8 protein-coding genes and 1 pseudogene are annotated in these 7,625 nt (G+C 60.0%); 6 read left to right on the plus strand and 3 right to left on the minus strand.

All coding sequences use genetic code 11. The features are described from left to right. Positions 1-82 precede the first annotated feature (82 nt). Positions 83-1,420 (plus strand): alkaline phosphatase, encoded by a 1,338-nt coding sequence (locus tag NW826_RS09565; protein ID WP_414510006.1) that lies wholly within the window; start codon positions 83-85, stop codon positions 1,418-1,420. A gap of 210 nt (positions 1,421-1,630) precedes the next feature. Here the strand turns inward: NW826_RS09565 and NW826_RS09570 are convergent, their stop codons facing one another. Next, the gene (locus NW826_RS09570) at positions 1,631-3,094 is read right to left on the minus strand and encodes a cryptochrome/photolyase family protein (RefSeq protein ID WP_414510007.1); all 1,464 of its coding nucleotides are present in this window, start codon (positions 3,092-3,094) and stop codon (positions 1,631-1,633) included. 112 nt (positions 3,095-3,206) lie between these two features. Then, the gene (locus tag NW826_RS09575) at positions 3,207-3,422 is read right to left on the minus strand and encodes a hypothetical protein (RefSeq protein ID WP_414347243.1); all 216 of its coding nucleotides are present in this window, start codon (positions 3,420-3,422) and stop codon (positions 3,207-3,209) included. A gap of 192 nt (positions 3,423-3,614) precedes the next feature. Between NW826_RS09575 and rbfA the strand changes: the two genes are divergently transcribed. The 5 genes and pseudogenes from rbfA to NW826_RS09600 all read left to right on the plus strand — a co-directional run bounded on the left by rbfA (position 3,615) and on the right by NW826_RS09600 (position 6,789). Next, positions 3,615-4,043, plus strand: coding sequence for a 30S ribosome-binding factor RbfA (gene rbfA / locus NW826_RS09580; protein WP_414334855.1), 429 nt, complete (start codon positions 3,615-3,617; stop codon positions 4,041-4,043). A gap of 371 nt (positions 4,044-4,414) precedes the next feature. After that, positions 4,415-4,924 (plus strand): hypothetical protein, encoded by a 510-nt coding sequence (locus tag NW826_RS09585; RefSeq protein ID WP_414334856.1) that lies wholly within the window; start codon positions 4,415-4,417, stop codon positions 4,922-4,924. A gap of 40 nt (positions 4,925-4,964) precedes the next feature. After that, a complete protein-coding gene (locus NW826_RS09590; protein ID WP_414334857.1) occupies positions 4,965-5,783 on the plus strand; it encodes a pseudouridine synthase in 819 nt (272 codons plus the stop codon). A 112-nt stretch (positions 5,784-5,895) separates the two neighbouring features. Beyond that, positions 5,896-6,129 (plus strand): annotated as a pseudogene (locus NW826_RS09595) (helix-turn-helix domain-containing protein); the annotation flags it as partial. Further along, a complete protein-coding gene (locus NW826_RS09600) occupies positions 6,127-6,789 on the plus strand; it encodes a DUF4115 domain-containing protein (RefSeq protein WP_414334859.1) in 663 nt (220 codons plus the stop codon). The pseudogene NW826_RS09595 and the gene NW826_RS09600, both read left to right, overlap by 3 nt. On the opposite strand, the gene NW826_RS09605 is transcribed toward NW826_RS09600, so the two are convergent. Next, the gene (locus tag NW826_RS09605) at positions 6,786-7,475 is read right to left on the minus strand and encodes a phosphoribosylanthranilate isomerase (RefSeq protein ID WP_414510008.1); all 690 of its coding nucleotides are present in this window, start codon (positions 7,473-7,475) and stop codon (positions 6,786-6,788) included. The genes NW826_RS09600 and NW826_RS09605 overlap by 4 nt on opposite strands. Between the last annotated feature and the right edge of the window lie 150 nt (positions 7,476-7,625).

The following is a 7,625-nucleotide window of genomic DNA, read 5'->3' on the forward strand; positions in this document are numbered from 1 at the left end:
TTAGCCTAGCCCTTGCTAGGTGCTCCAAGGCTGTGTTACTTTTCTTGACGTTCAGCCTTGAACAAGCAAGGGCAGGTTTACTATGCGTAACCATTCTCTGAGGGCAGCTCTAGCCGCAACGCTGTGCCTACTGTCCTCTTCCCTTCTTTCTAGCCTGGCTCAGGCGGCGCCGAAGCCGACCGGCAACGGGGCGATCTTTTTCCACCCCGATGGCACTTCGGCCTCCCACTGGGACATCACCCGCATTCTCCACTACGGCCCGGATGGCTTCTTGAACTGGGATCGCCTGCCTGTCATCACCACCTATCGTGGCCATCACCTTGACCTGTTGGGTGGAACCTCCAACGGCGGGGCGGTGACGCATGCCACAGGCACTCGCGTGCATGGCGCGACTTTTGGCTTGGATCCCGACGGCAAAGAGTATCCCTCGGCCAACGGCACCCTGAACACAATTATGGAAGATGCCATTGAGGCAGGCCTGGGCACGGCTCTGGTGCAGTCGGGATCCATCATCGAGCCGGGGACGGCTGCTTTTGTGGCTGAAGCTCCCAAGCGCAGCGACTACGAGGAGATTGCCCTGGAAGTGGTGGAGTCGGGGGTAGACATCATCCTGGGGGCCGGTGAGGAATGGCTGTTGCCGGAAGGCGTCCAGGGGCGCTTTGGCCAAGGGAAGCGCAAGGATGGCCGCAACCTCATCGAGGAAGCCAAGAAAAAAGGGTATGCCGTCGTCTATACCCGCGACGAGCTGCTGAAGCTGCCGGCGGATGCCGCCAAGGTTTTGGGGGTGTTCAACGTAGAGGACACCTTCTACGACAAACCTGAAGAAGAGCTGCGCAAAGAAAACTTGCCCAACTACATCGCCAGCGCACCCACCATTGCCGAGATGACGCAGTTTGCCCTAGAGCGGATCTCCCGCAATCCCAAGGGCTTCTTCGCCGTCATTGAGGAAGAGGGCACCGACAACATGTGCAACAACCTCAATGCTTCCGGCTGCCTGGAGGCCATGAAGCGGGCTGACGATGCCATTGGGGTAATTCTCGACTTCATCGAGAAGAATCCCAAAACCTTCATGATCACCACCAGCGACAGCAACGCCGGCGGGATGCAGTTGGTGGATGTGGAGTCTGCCGATGAGCCGCTGCCCCCCACTGACCCCGAAGAAAGCGGCGCCCCTATCGATGGCGTCGAGGGCACGGGTACGAAGCCATTTGTTTCAGCACCCGACAAGAACGGCAACCGCCGCCCCTTTGCGGTGGCGTGGGCCACTGGAGACGACGCCGGCAGTGGAGTTATCGCCCGCGCGGCGGGCCTGAACGCCCAAGAGCTGGTGCCCACCACCGGGATCCTGAACACCGACATCTACCGCATTCTCTACACAGTTCTCTTCGGGGAGCGCATCCCCAGCGAGCTGAAGCCGTAGTCTCAGGCAACCCGGCATTGGCTCCGAACTTCTGAAGACCGAGGGGATCCAGGCGATCCCCTTTTCATTTCCATAAGTCATTAACGCAACGCTGTCGCGAACGCGCTGCTCTAACTCCCCTCTCCCTGAGGGAGAGGGGTTGGGGGTGAGGGAGTCCCTCAGGGAGAGGGGTTGGGGGTGAGGGAAGTCCTTGCCACGTCTTGTCCAGAGCTAGGAAAGAGTGGATAGTCTGCCCTGGGCCGGCTGAGAACGCCTCTGCTGCACCGCCTGGTAGCGCCGCTTGAACTCCTGCTGCTGCACCTTGTGATCCACGATGGGATCCGGGTAGCCGCAGCGCCGCCGCTCCTGTAGGGCCCAGGATCCCTTGGGATCCTCCCCCACCCACAGCAAAGCCGGGGTATCTAGCCCCGCTAGCTCCGGCAGGTAGCGACGGATGTACTCCCCTTCCGGGTCGTAGCGGGCTGCCTGGGTGGCTGGGTTGAAGATGCGCAGTGGCCTGGGATCCGTGCCCACACCGGCGCTCCACTGCCAGCCGCCGTTGTTGGCGGCCAGATCCCCGTCGACCAGCTTCTGCATAAAGTAGCGCTCTCCCCAGCGCCAGTCGATGAGCAGATCTTTAGTTAAAAAGCTGGCCACGATCATGCGGCAGCGGTTGTGCATCCAGCCGGTCTCGTTGAGCTGGCGCATGGCCGCATCCACGATGGGGTAACCCGTCTGTCCGGCGCACCAGGCCTGAAACCAGTCCTGCCGGTTGCCCCACTCCAGCGCATCAAAAGCTCGTCGGTAGGCGCCGCTCTCCACGTGGGGCCAGTGGGCCAGGACATGCTTGTAAAACTCGCGCCAGCACAGCTCCTGCCGCCAAGTTTGCAGGCTGCTTTCGGCCTCTTCACTGCGCACCTCTGCTTCCACCTCCCGCGTGGCCTGCCACACCTGACGAATGCCGATGGTTCCCCAGCACAGGTGGGGACTGAGGAGAGAGGTACCCTGTTCAGCCGGAAAATTGCGTGCCTGCTCGTAGTCCAAAATGCGCAGGCCCTGACAAAAATCCTCAAGCAGCGCTTGAGCTGCCCTCTCGCCTGCCGCCGGGATCCGCTGCTCGCAGACAAAGCCCAGATCCGCCAAGCTGGGCAGAGGTTGAGCTTTCAGGCTTGGCAGCGGCTGGAGCTCCTTGGGAGTGGGGAAGGGATCCGGCTTAGGCAAGCTGAACCAGCGGCGCCAGAAAGGGGTAAAAACCGAGTAGGGATCCCCCGCCTGGGTCACCACTTCCCCCGGCCCGTGCAGCAGCATATCTTGGTAAGAAAAAGACAGGATCCCGGCTTCCGTCAAGCTGGCCCGCACCTGACTCTCCTGCTGCCGGGCCAAGGGATCCAGATCCTCGTTCCAAAACACGGCCTGCGCCCCCAGCTCGGTGGCCAACTGCCGCAGCTCCACCGCCGGATCCCCCCGCCGCCAGAGGAGCGGGATCCCCATCTGGGCGTAGCGCTCCTGCAGCTCCTGCAATGCCTGGAGGAGAAACGCCACCCTGGCCGGGGCCATATCCGCCCGCTGCAAAACCTGCGGGTCGAAAACGAAAACCGGCACCACCTGCGGGCTGCGCTGCGCCGCCGCGTGTAGGGCTGTGTTGTCTGCTAGCCGCAGATCGCGACGGTGCCAAATCAAAACCGGGGAAGTCATAGGCTACTGAGGGACGGGATCCCATCTTGGCCGGTTCCCACCACCCCTTTCAACTCATTCCCCCCTCCCGGACAGCCAGGAGCTAGACTATGAAGAACCTTAAAGGGCTCTGTCAAAGCTCTGGACGGTCGAGCAGCCGGCTGGGACAATAGCGGCAGCGTTCATCTGGCTTTTGTTGGCCATCGCTGTACCCCATTGCATAAGCTGTATCCCCCAACATCACCACCAATTGAGTTAGCTTCAGGGAGAGCAAGGGGTCAAGCGGCTCTGTGACATTCAGCATAAACTGCTCAATGGAGCGCCGCAGGGCCTCTGGCGTCTTGATCATCACGTCTCCATCCATCCATCGATGGCTTTAGGTATTCATACTCAAGGCAAGGTGGACATGGATTCAAGATAAAGGTAGAAGAGAGAGATGCTCGTAGCATCGGCTACTGTTCTGGGGATCGAGCCGACGAGGACTCTGCTCCACACCGGCCAGAGCCGGTTTGCGGATGAGCGGTAACCTAGGTATCCAAAAATGGCGACAGCGCGACGGGTGGCACGGGTAGCCGAGCTGATCAAACGGGAGGTCAGCCAAATCCTGCTCTCGGAGATCAAAGATGACCGCGTGGGGGCGGGCATGGTCAGCATTGTGGATGTCGAGGTTTCCAATGACTTGCAAAATGCCCGCATCTTCGTCAGCATCTATGGCGATGAAGCGGCCCAGCAGCAGACCATGGAGGGGCTGGCCTCTGCCACTCCCTTCGTGCGGCGGGAAATTGGCCAGCGCCTCGGCCTGCGACGGGTGCCGACGGTGGTGTTTTTGCAGGATCGCTCTTTGGAGCGGGGATCCCGGGTTCTGACCCTGCTCAACCAACTGAGACCGCCTGCCGAGGCTCAACAACAGGAGGAGCCCGGGGTTGAGGAAACGATGGAGGACACCGCCGGGGGTGAAGAAGACAATTGAGCAAACAACAATGGCTGCCCACTTTCGTGCCACCTTGGGGGATCTGCACTAAAGCTCAGCCTGCTGTGCACAAGAGAGCAAAGAATCTACCCTGATGGCCAACGGCTTCGCGGCGACGCGGACAATGTCAAAGCCAGGTTTTCTCACCGAGAAGTTTTTGGATTTGTTAGGCTGAAGAAACTACACAGCCCTTCCCGTGGTTACCTGAACAGGATCAATGCCTGCGGCACGCCTAAACGACCACCAGAGCGCTCTATCCCAACTGGGAGTCGCAATAGTGCCGCCCACTGATAACGCGAAGGCATCAGGGTCGCTGTAGCGAACCTGCGAAAGGGCTGTAAAGTTTCTGTCCATGCCTTTTCTGCCTTTTCATGGATGTTCAAAGCCCACTGCAACCGGATCCCGCCCTGGCAGGTGCCACCCCTCTCCAAGCTCTGCAGGCTCTGAACCAGAGTGTTGCCGAAGCTTTGGTTTCCTGCTTGAAAGGGCAACCCCAACAAGCCACTCAGCACCTTTTACTGGCTCTGCCGCAGTTAATGGCTGCTCTGGGGGCTTTGAGGCAAAAATCTTCCGTTGGCGTCAGCGGGCCGGAGGCCTTGGCTGAGTCTACAGGCCGCGTTTCAGAAATCAACCCCAAGCGCATCATTCACATCGAGGGCAACCGTGTGGAAGTGTGGGTAGATAACCAGATTCGCAGCAGTTGGAGCATCTGGTCGGTGGGAGATCTCAAGGAAGTCTGCCGGCTGGCAGAAGAATTTGATTGTGGCCTCAGCTATTCTTTAGGAGATAGCTCAGGGTCAAAGTCGGCAATGCTGCTGTTGCCCCCCAATGCCGTCGATTTGCCCGACCGGCTCTCCAATCCCGAAGACTCCGCTGCCTAGCACCCTCAGCTTCGGTTGCTGCTTTTGCCGTTCAATCCCCATGGCAAAACCCCAACGGCTCCAGAAGCTTTTGGCTCAGCAGGGCTTGGCCTCTCGTCGCCAGGTGGAAGCCTGGATCCTGGCGGGTCGCATTCGGGTGAATGGGAAAGTGGTCACCGAGCTGGGCTTTAAGGCTGATCCGGAACAGGATTGCGTCGAGGTGGATGGGCGGCCAATCTCTTGCAGGGATCCGGCCCGCCACGTTTTGCTTCTGCACAAGCCGCTGGGGGTCTTGTCCACCTGTAAGGATCCCTGGGGACGCAAGACAGTGCTGGATCTGCTTCCCCCACCCTGGAACCGACAGATCCGCCTCTATCCCGTGGGCCGACTGGATGTCGATAGCAGTGGCGCTTTGCTGCTCACCAACGATGGTGACCTGACACTGAAGCTAACCCATCCGCGCTACCATCTGCCCAAAACCTATCGAGTCCAGGTACAGGGACATCCGAGCCAGGCCACCCTGCAACAGTGGCGAGACGGAGTAGACTTAGAGGGGTACACCACTCTGCCGGCGGAAGTGGAGTTTTGTTCTGCCCCCGATTCCGGGCAGAGAAAGCATCCCGATTCCTCCTGGCTGAGGATAGTTTTGTTTGAGGGACGCAACCGACAAATTCGGCGGGTGGCAGAGCAGCTTGGGCATCCGGTGCTGGCCTTGCATCGGGAAGCCATCGGCCCAGTACGTCTGGGCAATCTGAGGGCAGGCCAGTTCCGCCAGTTGGATCCCCAAGAGGTTCAGGCCTTGCTGGCCCCGTTTGCCGCCGCCGACAGCTCAGCTCTGCCCAAGATCGCCTCTTTTTTCTCTTCCCGTCCTTCTTCATAATGTTGGGTACGGGGAGAAAAGGACAGAACGGCTTGCGGCTGTATCTTCTTGTCTGCTGACAATTTGGGGCTGCTTGTAAACCAGCTTCCTCTCTTCCACAGGTGACCAAACGATGCAAGAGTCAGCACACTCTAAGGACTCCGTCCCGCTAACGCGATTGGAAGCCCTGGGATCCCTGCTGCGGCAAACACGGGAGGCACGGGGCCTGACGTTAAGCGAAGTAGCCAACGATACCTTTATTCGCTCCCAGTATCTACAGGCGCTGGAGGAAGCCGATTTGAGCCGGTTGCCGGAGCCGGTCTATGTGCAAGGGTTTCTCAAGCACTATGCCAACTATTTGGGGTTGGATGGCGAAGCCCTGTCTCGGCAGGCTCTTCCACTTCTATCGGCCAAAACGCCCCCTGGATCTGCTCCCCTTCTGGCTGCTGGTGGGCAGCCCGCCTTTGCCCTGCGCCCTCTCCACCTTTGGGTCGCCTATGTGGTGCTGGTCGTGCTGGCAGTGGGGGGATTATCGGCTCTTTTGGAAGGCACAGGCAATCCCTTTGGGCGTTGGCTGGTGAGCCTGCCGAGGATTGGCCGAGAGGGATCCGGCCAGCAACCCCCTGCTGCCAACTCTCCGGATCGCACCCTGCCGGCAGCTCAGCCTACGGCCCGCCAACTGTTTCCCACCCTTGACCAATGGACGCGCATTCAAGGCGTTTTTCCCGAGATATTGGAAGCCTACTCAGGGGGAGTGGGGCGCAAGCCGGTGCGTCTGGACATCCGCGTTGTCGAGCGCCCCTCCTGGTTGCGCGTCATTGCCGATGGGCAAACGGTTTTCGAGGCTACCTTACAGCCAGGGGCCGAGTTGAATTGGGAAGCGGAGCAATCGATTGTTTTGCGTACCGGCAATGCGGGCGGTGTGTTGGTGACCTTTAACGACCGGGAGCTTGGGGTGATGGGCCGGTTTGGAGAAGTGAAAGAACTGATGTTTGAGCCGGGGTTGGATATTCAGTCCCTGCGCTAGGGATCCGGCCTATCATGTGTCAGTGGCCACCCGGAAGCGATCTCCCACCCTTGGGAGCGGAGCTGCTGCAACAGGTGCCGGACTTTGTCGATGTCTTTATCGCCTGGCCGGCGTTCCACACCGCTGGAGAGATCGATGCCGTTGGGCTGAAGGTGGCTGAGGGCCTGCCGCACATTGTCCGGTTTCAACCCACCGGCCAGCAGCCAAGGCAAGGGCAGGGATCGGTGGGCCAGTTCCGGCCAATTGAGGGTTTGCCCCGTTCCACCCGCCTGTTGGGGGTGATAGGCATCCAAGAGCAGCCCCTCTACACAGTCTCGGTAGAGATTGGCCCCTTCCAGATCCGCCGGGTGGCGAATGCGCAAGGCCTTGATGCGGCGGATCCCGGGCAGCCATTCCCCCAACTGCCGACAATCCTGGGGGGATTCCTGGCCGTGCAACTGGATGGCCGTGAGGCCCACCGCTTCCACCCAGGCGGCGATGACGCGGGGATCCTGATCCAGAAAGACCCCCACTTTTTCCACAGGGCCGGGCAGAGATCCCACCCAGCGGGCCATTTCCTGTAGGGACAAATAGCGAGGCGTATCGGGCACAGCAATAAACCCAAGAGCGCTCACCCCCAACGCGGCAATGGCCTCCGCCTGATCCTGACGGGTGATCCCGCAGATTTTGACAAACAACCGGCCCATTGGGATCCCTTCCGACAATCAACCTACCCCAGTCACTTCAAATCCAATAGCAACGAAACGGTTCGTTATGCCGTTATTGCTACGCAACGCTGTCGCAAACGCGCCCCTCCAACTCCCCTCTCCCTCAGGGAGAGGGGCTGGGGGTGAGGG

This window comes from Synechococcus sp. OH20, assembly GCF_047502685.1.
In the GTDB taxonomy this organism is placed as follows: domain Bacteria; phylum Cyanobacteriota; class Cyanobacteriia; order Thermostichales; family Thermostichaceae; genus Thermostichus.